Genomic DNA, 16,915 nt, shown 5'->3' on the forward strand with positions numbered 1-16,915 from the left:
GACACGGAGTTCACGGAGGTGCTCAAACCTGCTCTCGGTGGTGATCGGCGCTCGAATGATTTCATCTTGAAGATCTTCTCAATGCCGGTGCTGGCCCGTCATCGCGAGGCGCGAAGCGCCGTGGCGATCTCCGTGGAATGCAACCCAGCGGACTTTCGGGGTGGCCTCGCTGAGCCCAGAACGACAAACCTGTCATTCCATACCCACACCACTTCTGGCGCGATCGCGAAGTGCGCGTTGACCAGAGTCTCCCTAGCTTGAGGTATCGCGAGCGCCGTTGCGCGCGGCGTCGATGCGCACGCGGATCTGGCTGCGGTAGAGCTGTTCGTTGGGGATGCCCACCAGGGGACGCCCGACCGGCTGGCCCTCGGCATCGAACGCCATGATCGTCGGCACCACCCGCACGCCGTAGGCACGACCCAGCTCACTGCCCAGCTTGGTCGTGCCGTCGAAATCGCGCACCTCCTCGCGATCCAGCATGACCTTGCGGATATTCACACCCTCGAGGGCCGGGTCCGCGGTCATCGGGCCGAGATAGCGCTGTTCGGCACGATCACAGTACGGGCAGCTACTCGACGCGAACATGATCACGGTCGCCTTGCCATCGCCCTGGGTGTTCAGCGCCTGGAGGTCCGTGGCGCGTTCGACGCCGCCCGCCGCGACCGCAGTAGCCAGCAGCATGCCGACCAACAAGGCACCGGAGCGCAGCAGCATCGAGGCGAACGGGGAGCGGGGAAGGTTCGTATTGAGGGTCATGGTCATCATGGATCCTTGGGTGTTTGGAACCAGTCTAGGGCCGCCACATTAACGCAGGCTGAAGAGCCAGCAATCGCGCCCCCGCCTCCGGCCGGCCCGAAGGTCCGCCGAATGGCGCCCGCGAGTTGCCCACAAAAAAGGCCCCGCCGGAGCGGGGCCTGATTCCAACTCGCCGGCGAACCGGCGGTCAGGGTCTTGCCGGCGACCTTAGTCGGCGCGCTTGCGCACGTCGGAGGTCACTTCCACGCGGCGGTTGGCTTCGCGGCCTTCCTGGGTGGAGTTGTCGGCGGTCGGGCGGTCTTCACCGTAGCCGACGGTGCGGATGTCGCTTTCACGCACGCCTTCGCTGGCCAGGAAGTCGGTGACTGCCTGGGCACGACGCTCGGACAGGCCCTGGTTGTAGTCGGCCGGGCCGATGGTGCAGGTGTGGCCTTCGACCAGCACCGAGCTGTACTCGGCGTCGTCGGAGGTCAGGCTGCGGGCCAGATCACGCAGGGCGGAACGACCTTCGGAACGCAGATCAGCGCTGTCGAAGTCGAACAGGGCCTGGGCGCTCAGCGTGGTGGTGGTGAATTCCGGCTCCGGCTCCGGCGCCGGGGCAGCCGCCGGCTCGGGCTCGGGGGCCTCGGCAACTTCTTCGATGTAGCCCGCGCAATGCGGGAACTTCACGTTTTCTTCCGTCCAGGAACGCGTACGCACGCATTCGCCGGAGCGATCGACCACAACCTTGCCGCTACGGTCGGTCACGTTGGCGGCCGGCGGTTCCTGCGCCACAACCTGCCCGGCGGCGCCGAGCACCAGCGAGGCCACGGAAGCGGCCAGAAGATTCTTAACGAGCTTATGATTCATTGCAAAGCCTCCTTGTAAAAACAATCGACGTCGGACCCGGGTTGAACCGCGCGACCACCATGGTACGCGCCGCGACCGCAATCCAAAGCAGCGAGCTCCTTGCGCCAAGCCCCCTACAGTACCCTGATAGTGGCACACAAGTTCGGGTTTTGCACGCGCCGGAGCGCAAATTATGTGTCGACATCACAACATCGTCACATTCCGTAAATTTCCGAATATCCAGTGACTTTCGACTGCCCTGTTTCGATATTGCAACAGGCGAAACCCGAATCGCACAGACATATTCCGGCAAGCTGTACTCCGGAAGACACACAACCCTGCTAAGGGTTCCTGAAACCGCGGATTTGGCACCCGAACCCGGACCCCAGGAAACGGTACCGGTCAGACAAAAAGACCCCGCCGAAGCGGGGTCCCAAGGTACATCAACGATGCACGGGTAAAGCGGCGAATTACATCATGCCGCCCATGCCACCCATGCCGCCCATGCCACCCATACCGCCCATGTCGTCGCCACCGGCGCCGCCACCGTCATCCTTCTTCGGGATGTCGGCAATCATGGCCTCGGTGGTGATCAGCAGGGCAGCGACCGATGCGGCGTTCTGCAGCGCGGAACGGGTCACCTTGGTCGGGTCCAGGATGCCCATGTCGATCATGTCGCCGAACTCGCCGCTTGCTGCGTTGTAGCCGTAGTTGCCCTTGCCTTCCAGGACCTGATTCAGGACCACGGACGGCTCGTCGCCGGAGTTGTAGACGATCTGGCGCAGCGGCTCTTCCATCGCACGACGGCAGATGTTGATACCGGCGGTCTGCTCATCGTTGTCACCCTTGAGCTTGGTGATCGCGGCGCAGGCACGCAGCAGGGCCACGCCACCGCCGGGAACCACGCCTTCTTCCACCGCCGCACGCGTAGCGTGCAGGGCGTCTTCGACGCGGGCCTTCTTCTCCTTCATCTCGATCTCGGTGGCAGCACCGACCTTGATCACGGCCACACCGCCGGCCAGCTTGGCCACGCGTTCCTGCAGCTTTTCCTTGTCGTAGTCGGAGCTCGCTTCCTCGATCTGCGCACGGATCTGGTCGACGCGGCCCTTGATGTCCTTGTTGGACCCCATGCCGTCGATGATCGTGGTGTTCTCCTTGGTCACCTGCACCTTCTTGGCGCGGCCCAGGTCTTCCACCGTGGTCTTCTCCAGCGACAGGCCGACTTCTTCCGAGATCACCTGGCCACCGGTCAGCACGGCGATATCCTGCAGCATGGCCTTGCGGCGATCACCGAAGCCCGGGGCCTTCACGGCGGCGACCTTGACGATGCCGCGCATGGAGTTGACGACCAGGGTCGCCAGGGCTTCGCCTTCGATGTCCTCGGCGATGATCAGCAGCGGCTTGTTGGCCTTGGCCACGCCTTCCAGGATCGGCAGCAGATCACGGATGTTCGCGATTTTCTTGTCGAACAGCAGGATGTAGGCATCCTCCAGCTCGGCACTCATGTTCTGCTGGTTGTTGATGAAGTAAGGCGACAGGTAGCCGCGATCGAACTGCATGCCCTCGACGACATCCAGCTCGTTTTCCAGCGAGGAACCTTCCTCGACGGTGATCACGCCTTCCTTGCCGACCTTGTCCATCGCATCGGCAATGATCTCGCCGATTGCGGTGTCGGAGTTCGCGGAGATCGAGCCCACCTGGGCGATCGCCTTGTGCTCGGTGCACGGCTTGGAGAGCTTCTTCAGCTCCTCGGTGGCGGCCTTCACGGCCTTGTCGATGCCGCGCTTGAGGTCCATCGGGTTCATGCCGGCGGTGACGGCCTTCATGCCCTCGCGGACGATGGACTGGGCCAGCACGGTCGCGGTGGTGGTGCCGTCACCGGCGGTATCGGAAGTCTGCGAGGAGACTTCCTTGACCAGCTGGGCGCCCATGTTCTCGAACTTGTCTTCCAGCTCGATTTCCTTGGCCACGGACACGCCGTCCTTGGTCACGGTCGGGGCACCAAAGGCCTTGTCCAGGACCACGTTGCGGCCCTTCGGACCGAGGGTGACCTTCACGGCGTTGGCCAGGGTGTTCACGCCCTTGGCCATGCGGGTACGGGCGTCGGTACCAAAGCGTACTTCTTTAGAGCTCATGATTCGTTCTACTCCTGAAAATTCGTGTTAGACGGTCGCGGTTCGGGGCGTTCAGCCCTCGATGACGGCCATGATGTCGTCTTCGCGCATCACGAGGACTTCGTTGCCATCGACCTTGACCTCGGTGCCGGAGTACTTGCCGAAAAGGACCGTGTCACCAGCCTTCACGTCCAGGGGACGGGCTTCGCCGTTGTCCAGGATCTTGCCGTTGCCTACTGCAACCACTTCGCCACGGATCGGCTTCTCGGCCGCGGAATCCGGGATCACGATGCCGCCGGGGGTGGTGCGTTCTTCTTCCATACGCTTCACGATGACTCGATCGTGCAAAGGACGCAGGTTCATGGCGCGAACTCCTTAATAAAATGTCTCAAACAGGAAAATTGGTTTGTCGGGCAGGCACCCTGTTAGCACCCACCCCTGACGAGTGCTAATAATAGGGGCACACAAGGGCGAGTCAAGAGCGCGCGTTACGAAAGCGGGGCCAGAAACGTGAATCAGCGACGGTCGTCGTGGTCCAGCCGATCGTTCGGCGCCTCGGGGCGATCGTCGTGGTGGCGGAATTCGCCCTCGATGGTACCGCCGCCCGGCGGCCCACCAGGGCCGCCGGTGCGCGTGCGGACCATGCCGCGGCGCAGGATGCCGGCCGCCGCCCAGCGCCGCAGCGGCGGAATCAACAGCACGAAGCCGGCGGCATCGGTAAAGAACCCCGGCAGCAACAGCAGCACGGCCGCCGACATCAGCAGCCAGCCCTCGACCAGCCCGCGCGCCGGAACCTCCCCCCGCGCCAGGCTTTGTTGCAGCCGCCGCCAATGGTAGAAGCCCTGCAATCGGAACAACATCAGCCCGGCCGCCGCCGTGACGATCACCAGCACCACCGTCATCAGGGCGCCCACGGCATCGCCCACCCAGGCGAAGCCGAAGATCTCGAGCAGCACCAGACCGAGAAAGACAAACAGGGGAAAGAGGGGGTTGCGCATCGAAGGGTTCCGCAGATCAGGCCTGTTTATTGGAACATGCGCCCCGGGTGGTGTCGATTGGAACCTCGCTGATGCGTGGACACTCCGATATCCAGGCACTCGCGGGGAGCTCGCCCCTTTGTCCTTGCACGACAAAGGGAATTAAGCCAGTCTCCTGCACGTCATTGGTGCATACGGCTATCTACATATTCGGAGAGTGACGGCTCATGTTGCGTAATCCAATCCTGATGCTGGCCCTGCTGGCCTTCCTTGTCCCCGCTCTGGCAACCGCCGCGGTCGAAGACCCGCGCGATCCGACACACCACTTCTTCGACCCGACCTTCGGCGAGTTCCCTGAAGAGCTTGAAGAGGCGCGCGCGGCTGGCAAGAAGGGCATCCTGATCTTCTTCGAGATGGCCGACTGCCCGTTCTGCCATCGCATGAAGAACCAGGTGCTGAACCAGCCCGAGGTCCAGGAATACTTCAGCGAGCACTTCCGGGTGTTCAGCGTCGATGTCGAGGGCGCCATCGAGATCGTCACCTTCGAGGGCGAGACCAAGACCCAGATGGACTGGGCCACCCGCGACTACCGGGTACGCGCCACGCCGGTGTTCCAGTTCTTCAACCTGGAGGGCGAACCCATCGCCCGCTTCACCGGGGCCACCCGCGACTCCCGCGAATTCCTGCAACTGGGCGAGTTTGTCGCCGAGGGGCATTACAAGGACCAGAACTTCACGCGCTTCAAGCGCGAGCAAGACGGCCGCTAAACCCCTCTTCTTGCCACTCCCGAGGATCGACGCCTGATGTCGCCGATGCACCCCCGCTCGTCCTGCACCGGACGCCGGCGGCCCCTGGCTCGCCTGCTACTGGCCATTCTGCTCCTGTGGCACCTGGCCGGGCCGGCGACTGCGCAGGAAGCCGGCGGCGCGACCGGCCTCGGCCCGCTGCCCAACCCAATGCGGGTGGGTGACGCCCTGGAGCGGGTCGACGCCCTGCACCCCCGGGTGCGTCAGGCGCGCGCCGACCGCGAACAGGCCCGCGCCGCCCTGGAGGCGACTCGGGCCGAGCGCGATGTGCGCGTGGACGCGCGGCTCGAGGCCCGCTGGATCGAGCCCAACGACCTGGTCGAAGACCGCACCCGCAACGACTCCCGCGCCGCCATCGTCGCGCGCAAGCTGCTGAGCGACTTCGGCCAGTCCCATGCGCGCGAGTCCGCCAGCGAGCAGCGCCTGGAGGCGGCCCGCCAGCAGGAAGCGCTGACCCATGCCCGTCACCGCATCCACGTCCTCGAGCGCTACTTCGACGTGCTGCTGGCGGATCTCGCCTTCGCCCGCGACACCGAGGCCATGGCCGCCGCCTACGTATCCAAGGAACGGGCCGAGGAGCGCAACCAGCGCGGCCAGGTCTCGGACATCGAGGTCTTCCGCCTGGAATCCGAGTACCAGACCCTGCGGGTGCAACGTACCCGCGCCCTGCAGGACCAGGCCCGCACCCGGGCCGCGCTGGCCGAGGCCCTGAACCGCCCGGACCGGCGCGTGCGTACCGTACTCGCCCCCATGCTGCCCCTGGATCTGCCCGAACTGCCCGAACTGGATGCGCTGCTCGCCGAACTCGACAACACCAGTCCGCGCCTGATGGCCGAGCGCCGCCACGTCGAGGCCGCCAGCCGCGAGGTGGCGGCCTCGCGCGCGCAGCGGCGCCCGCGCCTGTACGCCGAGGCCGAATCCGGCTGGTGGCACCGCGACCTCGGTGGCGGCGATCGCAACCCGTTCGCCGCCGGCCTGGTCCTGGAAATCCCGCTGTACGAGGGCCGCCGCCACGACAGCCGGGTGGGCCAGGCCGTCGCCGCCCGCCATCGAGCCGAGGCCGAACTGGGCGAGGCCCGCATCGAGGCGCGCAACCGCCTGCGCGAGCTGTACGACGAGATCCGCGCACTACGAACCCAGCGCGACGAGGCCGCCTGGCGCATGGACTACCGCGAGCTGTACATCGACCGCGCGCGCTACCTGTACGACATCGAGGACCAGGCCGACCTGGGCGACTCGATGGTCCAGCAAAGCGCCGCGGCGCACTTCAATGCAAGCACCGAATTCCAACTGGCCCTGGCCTACGAGCGCCTGGCCCTGCTGAGCGGGCGCGACGAGCTGAGCCCGTTCCGCGCCACGGACGAAAACCCTTGAGCCGCCCACCCACCGGCGACCGGACGGGAGACCTGACCATGCCCCGCGTATTCCATGCCCCATCCCTGCTGACCACCGGAAGCCTGCTGGCCCTGCTCGCCCTGGCGCCAGTGCCCGTGCTAGGCGAGGACGGCTTCGCGGCCGAACTCGACTGGGGCGAGCGCCACCGCATTACCGCCCCGATCGCGGGCCGCATCGAGGCAATCGAGGCCCGCGCCGGCGACCGGGTCGAGGCCGACGACGTCCTGTTCCGGCTGGATACCCGGCGCGGCGATGCCGACCTGCGCGCCGCCCGCGCGACCATGGAACGCCTGCAGATGGAGCTGGACGAAGCCGAGCGCGAGCGCGACAAGGCCGAGGATCTCTACGACCAGACCCTGATCGCCGCCCGCGAACTGGAGTTGGCACGTATCGATTACGCGACCGTCGCGGCCCGCCTGGCCGAGGCCCGCGCCCAGCGCGACCGCATCCGCGCCGATCTCGAGGACGCGACCATCCGCGCCCCGGCCAGCGGGCGCCTGGTGCGCATCGACGCCAACACGGGGCAGTACGTCAATCCGGCGTTGCTGCCGCCGGTCCTGGCGATCCTTGGCACCATCGACCCGATGCGTGCCGTGGCCACCGTCCCGGCCGCCACCGCCGCCGACCTGGAACCCGGAGAGGCCGTTACGGTCGTAGTCGGCGACCAGCGTCTTTCCGGCACCATTGCGACCATCGGCTGGGAGCCGACCGGCGAAGAGCCCGAGCGGGGTTACCGCGTCGAGGTCGAATTCTCACCGATGGACGACACCCCACTGCGCCCGGGTCAGCCTGCACGGATCGAACGGGACTCCTGATACATGAGCAATGAGCAATCGCCATCCAGCGCCCGCGCCTGGCTGGTCATTACCACACTCGACGACCCGGACACGGCTGACACCCTGGCCGGCGCCCTGGTGAAACAGGGTCTGGCCGCGTGCGTGCATATCCTCCCGCCCGGACGCTCGGTCTACATGTGGAAAGGGAATATCGAAATCGACTCCGAAGTCACTCTACTGATCAAGACCGCGCCTGCGCGCCTGAACGAACTCCAGACGCAGCTGGCTGACCAACACCCCTACGACACACCCGAGATCATCGCCCTGCCGATTGAACGCGGGCTGCCCGATTACCTGGACTGGATAACGCAATGCACCTCATGAATCCGCGCACCTGGCTGGCAACCCTGCTGGTCGCACTCCTGCTGGCCCCGGGACTGACGCACGCCCTCTTCGAAGACGACCTGCTGGACCCGGATGACGCCTTCGCCCTGAGCGCTAAGGCGATCGACGCCGACACGGTACGGCTGACCTGGGACATCGCGGACGAGTACTACATGTACCGCGAGCAGTTCGACTTCACCCCGGAAAGCGACGGGCTGGAACTGGGCGAGGCCGAGATCCCGGATGGCGAGGTCAGCGAGGACGAATTCTTCGGGCGCGTCGAGACCTATCGCGGCCAGGTGCAGGTGGAGCTGCCGATCAAGGCGGCCGACAGCACCAGCATCGAGCTGACGGCGCGCTCGCAGGGCTGCGCGGACCTGGGCGTGTGCTACCCGCCGCACTTCCAGACCGTATCCATCGAACTGCCCGGCCTGCCAAGCGGCAATGGCGAGACCCGCGCGGACGAAGATGCCGGGGAAGAACGCAGCGCGCTGGGTGACCTAGGCAACCTGTCCGGCGACCTCGGCGCCGCCGATGACCTGCTGGAACCGGAGAAGGCCTTTGCCGCCTCGCTGGAGGCGATCAGCCAGAACGCGGCGATCCTGCGCTTCGACATCGCCGAGGGATACTATCTCTACCGTGAGCAGCTGGATGTGCGCATCGCCGAGGGCGATGGCATCGAGCTGGGGCCGGTCAACCCACCGGACGGTGAGCTCCAGGAAGACGAGTTCTTTGGCGAGAGCCAGGTCTACCGGGGCCAGGTCGAGATCCTTGTTCCGGTCCTGCGCGACGCGGATGACGTCTCCGACATCACCCTGGCGATCGACTACCAGGGCTGCGCCGACGCCGGCGTGTGCTACCCGCCGCTGACCCAGGAGGTCTCGGTTTCCTTTGCTGCCGATCTGGCCGCCGAGGCCGACACCGACGCCCTTCCGGAAACCGGCGACGGGGCTGCGGAAGACGACGAGGCCGCGGCACCGGTCACCCAGCAGGACCGCATCGCGGCCCAGCTGGCAGACGGCCAGATCTGGCTGGTAGCCCTGGCCTTCTTCGGCTTCGGGCTGCTGCTGACCTTCACCCCTTGCGTGTTCCCGATGATCCCGATCCTGTCGAACATCATCATCGGGCAGAAGAACCTGACCACACGCAAGGCATTCCTGATCTCGCTTGTGTTCGTGCTGGCCATGGCCCTGACCTACACCATTGCCGGCGTATTCGCGGGCCTGGCGGGTGCCAACCTGCAGGCGGCCTTCCAGAACCCCTGGATTATCGGGACCTTCGTGGCCATCTTCATCGCGCTGGCGATGTCGATGTTCGGCTTCTACGAGCTGCAGATGCCGGCCGGCGTGCAGAGCAAGCTTTCGCAGATCAGCAACAAGCAGGAAGGCGGCACCTACGCAGGCGCCGGCATCATGGGCTTCCTTTCCGCCCTGATCGTCGGCCCCTGCGTGACCGCACCGCTGATCGGGGCGCTGCTCTACATCAGCCACACTGGCGATGCAGTGCTGGGCGGGATCGCGCTGTTCGCGCTGAGCATGGGCATGGGGGCGCCGCTGCTGGTCATCGGCACCTCCGCCGGGCGCCTGCTACCGAAGGCCGGTCCCTGGATGGATACCATCAAGGCGGTGTTTGGGGTCGGCCTGCTGGCCATCGGCATCTGGCTGCTCGAACGGGTGATCCCGGGCGAGGTGGCGATGTTCCTGTGGGCGATCCTGCTGATCGTGACCGCCGTCTACATGGGCGCACTAAGGACCCTGCCGGACAATGTCTCCGGCTGGTACAGCCTGTGGAAGGGCCTGGGTGTGGTGATCCTGATCTACGGCGTGCTGCTGATGCTCGGCGCGGCGACCGGCGGCAAGGACATCTTCCGCCCGCTGGCCACGTTCAATCAGCCCGCGGTGACGGCCACGGGCGAGCAGTCCGGGCCGACCGAGATGGCGTTCACCTACGTCGACAGCCTGGAGGACGTGGAACGCGAAGTGGCCCGGGCCCGCGAAAACGGCCAGCCGGTGTTTCTCGACTTCTACGCCGACTGGTGCGTGGACTGTGTGCGGCTGGATCGCACCACCTTCCAGGACCCGCGCGTGATCCGGGCCATGGGCGACGTGCACCTCCTGAAGGCCGACGTGACCGACAACACCTCCGAGCACCGCGACCTGATGCGTCAGTTCAACCTGTTCGGGCCGCCGGCGATGATCTTCTATGACCGCGACGGCAACGAGCTGCGCAACTACCGCAATGTCGGCTACCTGAATGCCGACCGCTTCCTGGCACATGTAGAAAGCGCCATCGGGGTGACACCATGAAACACCGCAAGCACGCACTCGCAGGGGTGGTGGTCGCCACGGCCAGCGCCCTGATCCTGACCGCCTGTGGTGACCCGGAACCCGAGATGGACGCCGGGGCAACCTCTGCCAACGCGGCCACCGAGGTCGCCGCCGAGGAGACCCAGGGCAATCAGCGCATCGACTTCACCCTGCCCGACCTCGCCGGTGAAGAACGCCAGTTCAGTGAGTGGGACGGCGACCTGATCGTGCTGAACTTCTGGGCCACCTGGTGCCCGCCCTGCAAGAAGGAGATGCCGCTGTTCCAGGACACCTTTGATGCCAACCAGGAGGATGGCTTTACCATCGTCGCGGTCGCCGTGGACGAGCAGACAGCCACGCAGCATTTCGTCGACGATTTCGGCATCGGATTCCCGGTACTGATCGGCCAGGACGACGCGGTCGCGATCGGCCGGGAATACGGCAACCGCATCGGCGCCCTGCCCTACACCGTCCTGATCGCCCGTGACGGCACCATCCTCGACACCCATCGTGGCGAGGTGGAACCGGCCGACCTGGACGAATGGCTGGAGGCGCACCTGTAGCGCCCCCCGACGCCGGAGCGACACCCGGCGCCCTGGCGCCGCAAGGCTGGTAAGCTTGGCCGCCATGACCGAGCGCGAACGCCTGTGGGAACTCGCCCGCCTGATCCGGCTGGATCGCCCGGTGGGCATCTACCTGTTGCTGTGGCCCACCTTCTGGGCCCTGTGGGTGGCGGCCGAGGGCTGGCCGCCGGCCTACCTGATCTTCATTTTTGCCGCCGGCGTGGTGCTGATGCGCTCGGCGGGCTGCGCGATCAACGACTACGCCGACCGCGACTTCGACAGCCATGTGGCGCGCACCCGCGACCGACCGCTGGCGCTCGGCACCATCACCCCACGCGAGGCGCTGGGTACCTTCGTGGCCCTCAGCGTGGTCGCCTTCGTCCTGGTGCTGTTCACCAATGGGCTGACCATCCTGTATTCCCTGGTGGCGGTGGCACTGGCCGGCACCTACCCGTTCTCCAAGCGTTTCCACCACTTCCCGCAGGTCCATCTCGGCGCCGCCTTTGCCTGGGCCGTGCCGATGGCGTTCACCGCCGTCACCGGCGAGCACCCGCCCGAAGTGGCCTGGCTGTTGTTCGTAACCGTGCTGGCGTGGACGGTGGTGTATGACACCTTCTATGGCATGGTGGATCGCGAAGACGACCTGAAGATCGGGGTGAAATCCACGGCCATCGCCTTCGGCGAACTCGACCGCCTGATCACCGGCGGGCTGCAGGTTCTCGTGTGGCTGGGGCTTTATCTCGTCGGCCAGCACGCCGATTTCGGTGGCTACTACACCGCCGGGCTCGTGGTGGTGGCAATGCTGATGTTCTACCAGCAGTTCCTGATCTTCGAACGCGAACCCGCCGACTGTCTGCGCGCCTTCAAAAACAACCACTACCTGGGCGCCGTCATCCTTCTGGCGATGATCGCCGACCACCACCTGGGGGCCTGAATTCCGCGCCCGCACACCCTCAGGCGCGCGCGAGGACCAGTCCCTCCACCCGTGCGGCACCCTCGCGGCGCAGCACTTCGGCCAGTGCGGCCAGCGTCGCGCCCGTGGTCGCCACGTCATCCACCACCAGCACATGCTGCCCGGCGAGGCTCGAACCGTCCCAGGCAAACGCACCGTGGACATTGCGCCGCCGCGCCTTGCGACCCAACGCCTGCTGCGACTCGGTCGCGCGGATGCGCCGCAGTCCGCGGGTATCCAGCGGGACATCCAGCACCCCCGCCACACGCCGCGCCAGGTAGTCCGACTGATTGAAACCCCGCTCGCGCAGCCGCCTGCCATGCAGCGGCACGGGGAGCACTAGATCGGGCAGATCGCCGTTCTCGCCCACCAGACGGCCCGCCACCTGCTCCGCCAGGGCCGCGAGGATGCGTTCGGCCCGTGCATTGGCGCCGTGCTTGTAGGCCAGGATCAGCTGATCCAGCGGCCAGGCATAGGCCCAGCCGGCATGCAGTGCATCCAGGACCGGCGCTCGGCGGATGCAAGCCGGGCACACGCCGGCGACCGGCAGGGGCAACGCACAGGTGGGGCAGGGGTGCGCGAGCGGCGCAAGATCCGCCCGGCAATCCGCGCAGATCGCCGGACCGGGGGCCAGGCACAGTCCGCACTGACCGGGGTACAGGGCCTCCCCCAGCCAGTCGACGCAGGCCGCAGCCCGGGCCCTCAAGCGCGCGGCCGGAGACCGCCTGGAAACGGGGCGCAATGAAGGGTCCTGGGCCATAATGGTATGCTCTGCTTTTTGCATGCAGGGTAGACCATGGCCACCAGGACCGTCTCCGGACGCAGCTCGCGGCGCGCCGCGTCGATGTTCGATATCGGCAACCTGATCAGCGTGTCGATTGCCGGCATCCCGCTGTTCCTGGTGAGCAGCGAGGGCGTCGGGGTCGGTTTCATCATCGCCGCGATCATGGGTATCGTCCCGCTGGTACTGTGGTTTGGCGGCTCGATGCTGGTCTACGCCCTGAACAAGCACCACCCCGATCCCCGCGTCGGCCACTTCACGCAGTGGGCCGCCTATCGCTACTACGCCCTGATGGGCCTGCTGATCGGGGTCGCCACCTTCTTTCCGCCGGATCTGAACTACTACCGCGCCTACTGGGCAATCGCCGCGGCCATCCTGCTGCCGTGGACGATCTACGCCCTGTTCAATATCTATCGCGAGCCCTGGACGGACGTCGAGATCCCCGCCGAAGCCGACAAGGAACATCATCTATGAGCACGCCCCGCCACGACTGGAACACCGATGAGGTCGAGGCCCTGCTCGACCTGCCGCTGAATGACCTGATCTTCCGCGCGCAGACCGTCCACCGCGAGCACTTCGACCCGAACGCGGTCCAGGTGAGCACGCTGCTGTCGATCAAGACCGGGGCCTGCCCCGAGGACTGCGCCTACTGCCCGCAAAGCGCGCACCACGAGGTCGAGATCGAGCGCGAACGCCTGCTGCCGCTGGACGAGGTGCTGGAGGCGGCCCGCAACGCCCGCGCCCAGGGCGCGACCCGCTTCTGCATGGGCGCGGCCTGGCGCAACCCCACCGACAAGAACCTGGAGCGCGTGATCGAGATGGTCCGCGCGGTGAAGGACGAGGGCCTCGAGACCTGCATGACCCTCGGCATGCTGAAGGCCGAGCAGGCCAAACGCCTGTCCGAGGCGGGACTGGACTACTACAACCACAACCTCGACACCTCGCCGGAGTTCTACGGTCACATCATCAGCACGCGCACCTACGACGATCGCCTCGAGACCCTGGAGCACGTACGCGAGGCAGGCATGAACGTCTGCTGCGGCGGCATCCTCGGCATGGGCGAGTCGCGCCGCGATCGTGCGCGGCTGCTGCAGCAGATGGCCAACCTGCCAAAACACCCGGAGTCGGTGCCGATCAACCAGCTGATCCAGGTGGAGGGCACGCCGCTGCACGGCATCGAGCACCTCGACCCGCTGGAGTTCGTGCGTACCATCGCGGCCACCCGCATCCTGATGCCGGCCTCCTACGTGCGCCTGTCCGCCGGGCGCACCGAGATGTCCGACGAGATGCAGGCCCTGTGCTTCCTCGCCGGTGCCAACTCGCTGTTCTACGGCGACACCCTGCTGACCACGCCAAACCCCGGCGAGAACCACGACCTCGCGCTGTTCGAGCGCCTGGGCCTGCGCCCGGAGACTGGCCCGGAAGCCCCTGCGAAATCGGACCAGTCAGCCTCCGCCTCGGCCTGAGCCAGACCGGCGGTGAGCGGCGGCTTCCCCGACCATTTCTCGGCGGTGGCTAACGCTTACGGCCGCCACCGCCCGGACTACCCGGCCGAGCTGTTTGACTGGCTGGCGGCGCACACTCCGCACCACGAGCGCGCCTGGGACTGTGCCAGCGGCAACGGCCAGGCCGCGCGGGGCCTGGCGCCCCACTTCTCGCAGGTCTTCGCCACGGACGCCGCCCCATCGCTGCTGGCCACACTGCCGGATCACTCCGGGATCGACCGCGTCGCCTGTGCCGCCGAGGCCTGTGCTCTGGCCGATGGCTCGGTCGACCTCGCCTGTGTGGCCCAGGCCGCGCACTGGTTCCGCCACACCGAGTTCCACGACGAGGTCGCCCGCGTCCTGCGCCCGGACGGACTCCTGGCGATCTGGGGCTACGGCGTGCTGCGGGCCGAGGACCCGGCACTGGACCACCTGCTGATCGACTTTCACGATGCCACCTTGGCCCCCTGGTGGCCGGAAGAGCGCCAGCACATCCGCAACCACTACCGCAACCTGCCGTTTCCCTGGCCCGAGATCGAGGCGCCCGAGTTTCGCATCACGCGCGAATGGGATCGCGCCACCCTGCTGGGCTATCTCGGCACCTGGTCCGCGATCCGCCGCGCCCGCGCCGCCGGCCAGGACCCGCTGGCCGCGCTGGCGCCGGCCCTGCAAGCCCTGTGGTCCAACCCGAGCATGCCGGCACGGGTGCACTGGCCGATCTTCCTGCGCGCGGGCCTGCGCCCATGAGCGACTCACTCGATCACTACCTGGAGCAACGCCTGAGCACTGTGCGCGACGCCGGGCTATGGCGCCGCACCCGCATGCTCGACGGCCCACAGCGGCCCGAACAGGTTATCGACGGCCACCGCGTGATTGCCTTCTGCTCGAACGACTACCTGGGCCTGGCCGGTGACCCGGCGGTCGCCGCCGCCGCCCGCAAGGCGCTGGATCAGTACGGCGTCGGTGCGGGGGCCGCCCATTTGATCAACGGTCACAGCCGCGCCCACGACGAGCTGGAACAGGCCCTGGCCCGCTTCACCGGGCGCGCTCGGGCACTCGTCTTCTCCACCGGCTACATGGCCAACCTGGCCCTGGTCCAGGCCCTGGTCGGGCGCCACGACACCGTCTTCGAGGACCGCCTGAACCACGCCTCGCTGATCGACGCCGTGCGCCTGTCGGGCGCGCGCAGCCAGCGCTACCGCCACGCCGAGCCCGAACACCTGCGCGAGCGCCTGGAGAAGGCGCCCGCGACCGGCCAGCGCCTGATCATCACCGACGGCGTGTTCTCCATGGACGGCGATATCGCCCCGCTTCCGGAACTCGCCGCCCTGGCGCGCGAATATAATGCCTGGCTGATGGTGGACGACGCCCACGGCCTGTCAGTGCTGGGCGACACCGGCGGCGGCACCTGCCAGCACTTCGGTCTCGGCGGCGACGACGTACCGGTCCTGATGGGGACGCTGGGCAAGGGCTTCGGCACCGCCGGGGCCTTCGTGGCCGGCTCCGAACGGCTGATCGAGACCCTGATCCAGACCGCGCGCCCCTACATCTACACCACCGCGATGCCGGCCGCCCTGGCCGCCGCCACCCTGGCCTCGGTGCAAATCGCCGCGTCCGCCCACGACCGCCGCGCGCACCTGCAGAACCTGTTGCGACGCTTGGGCGACGGGCTGGATCGCCTCGGCCTGCCACACCCACCGCCCCTCACACCCATCCAGCCTGTCACCCTGGGCACCGCCACTCGCGCGAGCGCCGTCGCCGAGCGACTGTTCGAGGCCGGCTTCCTGGTCCCCGCGATCCGCCCCCCGACCGTCCCGGAAGGCGAGGCCCGCCTGCGCATCACCCTGTCCGCCGCCCACACCCAAACGCAGGTCGACGCACTGCTGCAGGCGCTGGAAAAGGCTCTCAAGGACACACCGGCGTGACACCGCGCGCAAGCTTCTAACCGTCATTGCGGGGAGCAAAGCGACGAAACAAATACCATCCGGCTGCCCCGGGAGAGAATATCGGCAGATTGCTTCGTCGCCTGCGGCTCCTCGCCATGACCATTCAGTGCCGGACCAGCGGCCGGCAGCTCACCGCGTTGCAACGCAGACGTGCGACTGGGTCAGCCTCCCCCTACAGCTCGCCGCGTTCGGCGAGGGAGACGGCCTCGTCGCCGACGATCACGTGATCGAGGACGCGGATGTCCACCAGCCCCAGGGCGTCGGTCAGGCGGCGGGTGATGGCGACATCCGAACGCGACGGCTCGGCCACGCCCGAGGGGTGGTTATGGGCCAGGATCACAGCCGCCGCGTTGTGGTGCAGCGCGCGCCGCACAACCTCGCGCGGGTGCACGGAGGCACCGTCGATGGTGCCGCGAAAGAGTTCCTCAAAGGCGATCACGCGGTGGCGGTTATCGAGGAACAGCACGCCGAAGACCTCGAAGGGATAGTCGCGCAGGCGCGCCGCCAGGAACTGTCGGGTGGTCGCGGGCGAGGTCAGCGCATCGCCGCGCTCGAGGTCCGCAGCCAGGTGCCGTCGCCCCATCTCCAGCACGGCCTGGAGCTGGGCGTACTTGGCATCCCCCAGCCCCGGGGCGGCGCAAAACCCCGCCTGATCCGCCTGTAATAAAGGCCGCAGCCCGCCGAAGCGGCTGAGCAGGTCCCGCGCGACATCCACCGCGCTCTTGCCGGCCACGCCGGTGCGCAGAAAGATTGCCAGCAACTCCGCATCCGAAAGCGCGGCCGCGCCGCGTTCGATCAGCCTCTCCCGCGGGCGCTCGGCCGCGGGCCAGTCGGTAATCGCCATCAC

General features: G+C 67.0%; 18 protein-coding genes. 11 read left to right on the forward strand and 7 right to left on the reverse strand.

Annotation, left to right across the window (positions count from 1 at the left end):
• Positions 1–252: 252 nt before the first annotated feature.
• The 5 genes from G335_RS0100870 to G335_RS0100890 all read right to left on the reverse strand — a co-directional run bounded on the left by G335_RS0100870 (position 253) and on the right by G335_RS0100890 (position 4,696).
• Positions 253–762 (reverse strand): thioredoxin fold domain-containing protein, encoded by a 510-nt coding sequence (locus tag G335_RS0100870; protein ID WP_018175629.1) that lies wholly within the window; start codon positions 760–762, stop codon positions 253–255.
• 201 nt (positions 763–963) lie between these two features.
• Complete coding sequence (locus tag G335_RS0100875; protein ID WP_018168992.1) at positions 964–1,605, reverse strand: OmpA family protein; 642 nt, start codon at positions 1,603–1,605, stop codon at positions 964–966.
• 449 nt (positions 1,606–2,054) lie between these two features.
• Positions 2,055–3,719 carry a chaperonin GroEL gene (gene groL / locus G335_RS0100880; RefSeq protein ID WP_018175630.1) on the reverse strand — a complete coding sequence of 555 codons (1,665 nt, stop codon included), beginning with the start codon at positions 3,717–3,719 and terminating at the stop codon, positions 2,055–2,057.
• A gap of 51 nt (positions 3,720–3,770) precedes the next feature.
• Positions 3,771–4,061, reverse strand: coding sequence for a co-chaperone GroES (gene groES / locus G335_RS0100885; protein WP_018145210.1), 291 nt, complete (start codon positions 4,059–4,061; stop codon positions 3,771–3,773).
• 152 nt (positions 4,062–4,213) lie between these two features.
• Entirely contained in the window at positions 4,214–4,696 is a 483-nt protein-coding gene (locus G335_RS0100890; protein WP_018168990.1) for an FxsA family protein, read from the reverse strand.
• A 206-nt stretch (positions 4,697–4,902) separates the two neighbouring features.
• Between G335_RS0100890 and G335_RS0100895 the strand changes: the two genes are divergently transcribed.
• From G335_RS0100895 to ubiA, 7 genes are all read left to right on the forward strand, one after another.
• Positions 4,903–5,442 (forward strand): thioredoxin family protein, encoded by a 540-nt coding sequence (locus G335_RS0100895; RefSeq protein WP_026304737.1) that lies wholly within the window; start codon positions 4,903–4,905, stop codon positions 5,440–5,442.
• A gap of 36 nt (positions 5,443–5,478) precedes the next feature.
• Positions 5,479–6,855 (forward strand): TolC family protein, encoded by a 1,377-nt coding sequence (locus tag G335_RS0100900; RefSeq protein ID WP_018175632.1) that lies wholly within the window; start codon positions 5,479–5,481, stop codon positions 6,853–6,855.
• 38 nt (positions 6,856–6,893) lie between these two features.
• Positions 6,894–7,691, forward strand: a complete 798-nt coding sequence (locus G335_RS0100905; RefSeq protein ID WP_018175633.1) for an efflux RND transporter periplasmic adaptor subunit — start codon at positions 6,894–6,896, stop codon at positions 7,689–7,691.
• Positions 7,692–7,694: 3 nt separating this feature from the next.
• Positions 7,695–8,036 carry a divalent-cation tolerance protein CutA gene (cutA, locus tag G335_RS0100910; RefSeq protein WP_018175634.1) on the forward strand — a complete coding sequence of 114 codons (342 nt, stop codon included), beginning with the start codon at positions 7,695–7,697 and terminating at the stop codon, positions 8,034–8,036.
• Positions 8,024–10,342: a protein-disulfide reductase DsbD gene (dsbD, locus tag G335_RS0100915; protein WP_018175635.1), complete on the forward strand. Its 2,319-nt coding sequence runs from the start codon at positions 8,024–8,026 to the stop codon at positions 10,340–10,342. Before cutA ends, dsbD begins: the two co-directional genes overlap by 13 nt.
• A complete protein-coding gene (locus G335_RS0100920) occupies positions 10,339–10,905 on the forward strand; it encodes a redoxin domain-containing protein (RefSeq protein ID WP_018175636.1) in 567 nt (188 codons plus the stop codon). Before dsbD ends, G335_RS0100920 begins: the two co-directional genes overlap by 4 nt.
• Before the next feature lie 64 nt (positions 10,906–10,969).
• Complete coding sequence (gene ubiA, locus G335_RS0100925; protein ID WP_018175637.1) at positions 10,970–11,839, forward strand: 4-hydroxybenzoate octaprenyltransferase; 870 nt, start codon at positions 10,970–10,972, stop codon at positions 11,837–11,839.
• Positions 11,840–11,858: 19 nt separating this feature from the next.
• On the opposite strand, the gene G335_RS0100930 is transcribed toward ubiA, so the two are convergent.
• Positions 11,859–12,413, reverse strand: coding sequence for a ComF family protein (locus G335_RS0100930; RefSeq protein ID WP_018168984.1), 555 nt, complete (start codon positions 12,411–12,413; stop codon positions 11,859–11,861).
• A 240-nt stretch (positions 12,414–12,653) separates the two neighbouring features.
• Here G335_RS0100930 and G335_RS0100935 point away from each other — a divergent pair, with 240 nt between their 5' ends.
• From G335_RS0100935 to bioF, 4 genes are read left to right on the forward strand one after another with little or no spacing between them, the layout of a single operon-like run.
• Positions 12,654–13,112, forward strand: a complete 459-nt coding sequence (locus G335_RS0100935; protein ID WP_024327561.1) for a hypothetical protein — start codon at positions 12,654–12,656, stop codon at positions 13,110–13,112.
• A complete protein-coding gene (gene bioB, locus G335_RS0100940; protein WP_018168982.1) occupies positions 13,109–14,104 on the forward strand; it encodes a biotin synthase BioB in 996 nt (331 codons plus the stop codon). The genes G335_RS0100935 and bioB overlap by 4 nt, the downstream gene beginning before the upstream one ends.
• A 12-nt stretch (positions 14,105–14,116) precedes the next feature.
• Entirely contained in the window at positions 14,117–14,869 is a 753-nt protein-coding gene (locus G335_RS0100945; protein WP_018175638.1) for a class I SAM-dependent methyltransferase, read from the forward strand.
• Positions 14,866–16,047 carry an 8-amino-7-oxononanoate synthase gene (bioF, locus tag G335_RS0100950; RefSeq protein ID WP_018175639.1) on the forward strand — a complete coding sequence of 394 codons (1,182 nt, stop codon included), beginning with the start codon at positions 14,866–14,868 and terminating at the stop codon, positions 16,045–16,047. Before G335_RS0100945 ends, bioF begins: the two co-directional genes overlap by 4 nt.
• A gap of 193 nt (positions 16,048–16,240) precedes the next feature.
• On the opposite strand, the gene radC is transcribed toward bioF, so the two are convergent.
• Positions 16,241–16,912, reverse strand: coding sequence for a DNA repair protein RadC (gene radC / locus G335_RS14130; protein WP_018175640.1), 672 nt, complete (start codon positions 16,910–16,912; stop codon positions 16,241–16,243).
• Between the last annotated feature and the right edge of the window lie 3 nt (positions 16,913–16,915).

This window comes from Thioalkalivibrio sp. AKL8 (genome assembly GCF_000380525.1).
Classification (GTDB): domain Bacteria; phylum Pseudomonadota; class Gammaproteobacteria; order Ectothiorhodospirales; family Ectothiorhodospiraceae; genus Thioalkalivibrio; species Thioalkalivibrio versutus.

Coding starts and splice junctions, on each gene's coding strand:
- G335_RS0100870 (WP_018175629.1), bottom strand. CDS start 762: ATGACCATGACCCTCAATACGAACCTTCCCCGCTCCCCGTTCGCCTCG.
- G335_RS0100875 (WP_018168992.1), bottom strand. CDS start 1,605: ATGAATCATAAGCTCGTTAAGAATCTTCTGGCCGCTTCCGTGGCCTCG.
- groL (WP_018175630.1), bottom strand. CDS start 3,719: ATGAGCTCTAAAGAAGTACGCTTTGGTACCGACGCCCGTACCCGCATG.
- groES (WP_018145210.1), bottom strand. CDS start 4,061: ATGAACCTGCGTCCTTTGCACGATCGAGTCATCGTGAAGCGTATGGAA.
- G335_RS0100890 (WP_018168990.1), bottom strand. CDS start 4,696: ATGCGCAACCCCCTCTTTCCCCTGTTTGTCTTTCTCGGTCTGGTGCTG.
- G335_RS0100895 (WP_026304737.1), top strand. CDS start 4,903: ATGTTGCGTAATCCAATCCTGATGCTGGCCCTGCTGGCCTTCCTTGTC.
- G335_RS0100900 (WP_018175632.1), top strand. CDS start 5,479: ATGTCGCCGATGCACCCCCGCTCGTCCTGCACCGGACGCCGGCGGCCC.
- G335_RS0100905 (WP_018175633.1), top strand. CDS start 6,894: ATGCCCCGCGTATTCCATGCCCCATCCCTGCTGACCACCGGAAGCCTG.
- cutA (WP_018175634.1), top strand. CDS start 7,695: ATGAGCAATGAGCAATCGCCATCCAGCGCCCGCGCCTGGCTGGTCATT.
- dsbD (WP_018175635.1), top strand. CDS start 8,024: ATGCACCTCATGAATCCGCGCACCTGGCTGGCAACCCTGCTGGTCGCA.
- G335_RS0100920 (WP_018175636.1), top strand. CDS start 10,339: ATGAAACACCGCAAGCACGCACTCGCAGGGGTGGTGGTCGCCACGGCC.
- ubiA (WP_018175637.1), top strand. CDS start 10,970: ATGACCGAGCGCGAACGCCTGTGGGAACTCGCCCGCCTGATCCGGCTG.
- G335_RS0100935 (WP_024327561.1), top strand. CDS start 12,654: ATGGCCACCAGGACCGTCTCCGGACGCAGCTCGCGGCGCGCCGCGTCG.
- bioB (WP_018168982.1), top strand. CDS start 13,109: ATGAGCACGCCCCGCCACGACTGGAACACCGATGAGGTCGAGGCCCTG.
- bioF (WP_018175639.1), top strand. CDS start 14,866: ATGAGCGACTCACTCGATCACTACCTGGAGCAACGCCTGAGCACTGTG.
- radC (WP_018175640.1), bottom strand. CDS start 16,912: ATGGCGATTACCGACTGGCCCGCGGCCGAGCGCCCGCGGGAGAGGCTG.